Consider the following 1,013-nt stretch of genomic DNA (forward strand, 5'->3'; position numbering starts at 1 on the left):
CTGCCTGAGGCCGTGGCCGCCTACCTCGCGGACCACGCGGGCGGAGCGCGGCCGGGCGCGGCGTGCCTCGCCGTGGCCGGGCCCGTCGACGGCGACCGCTACGCGCTGACGAACTCCTCCTGGCAGGGGTCGGCGCGCGACCTCGGCGTGCCGAACGCGACGCTGCTCAACGACTTCGAGGCGCTCGCCCTGTCGCTGCCCCACCTCGACTGCGACGACCTGGTGCCGCTGGGCGGGCCCGCGCCCGGCCACGGGGTGAAGGCCGTCCTCGGACCGGGGACCGGGCTGGGCGTCGCCGGGCTGGTGCCGGTGGACGGCGGCTGGGTCCCGATCCCGGGCGAGGGCGGGCACGTCACGGTGCCGGTGCAGAACGAGCGCGAGCTGGAGGTCCTCCGCGTGCTGCGCGCGCGGGCCCGCCGTTCCCTGGCCGCCGCTCGCGACCGCACGGCTCCCGGGACGGCCCGCCCCGCCACGAGCAGGGAGTACGTGGCGAGCGCGGACTACGCGGCGGGCGAGCAGGTGGTGGCCGAGCGGATCCTGTCGGGGCCCGGGCTCGTACGGCTGCACCGGGCGCTGGCCGAGGTTCACGGCGTGACCGCGCCCGACCTGTCGGCCTCGGACATCGTGGCGCGGCTCGACGACTCGCTGTGCGCGGAGACGATCGACGTGTTCTGCGGGATGCTGGGCAGCTTCGCCGCGAACGTGGCGCTCACGCTCGGCGCTCGTGGCGGGGTCTACCTGGGCGGCGGAGTGCTGCCCCGTATCGTGGAGCGGGTGCGTGCCGGCGACTTCCGGGCAAGGTTCACCGCCAATCCGGATATGTCGGGCTACCTCGCCGCCATCGCGACCGTGCTGATCGTGGCGGAGCAGCCCGCGCTGACCGGCGCCACCGCCTGGCTGGCCCGTTCCGCCTCCGCGAAGCCGAGCTCGCCCGAGCCCGCCACCGGCCTGCCGACGGCGACGACCGGCCGGTGAGGGCCCGGCCCGCGCCGGCCGGCCTGTGACGCCGTGGC

1 protein-coding gene is annotated in these 1,013 nt (G+C 77.0%); it reads left to right on the forward strand.

Annotated features, from left to right (window positions below; translation table 11 throughout):
- Positions 1-975 (forward strand): glucokinase (locus DQW85_RS22260; protein ID WP_113702140.1); only part of this gene is annotated, 975 nt, incomplete at its 5' end.
- Positions 976-1,013: the final 38 nt, after the last annotated feature.

The organism is Nonomuraea lactucae, assembly GCF_003313395.1.
Taxonomy (GTDB): Bacteria; Actinomycetota; Actinomycetes; order Streptosporangiales; family Streptosporangiaceae; genus Nonomuraea; species Nonomuraea lactucae.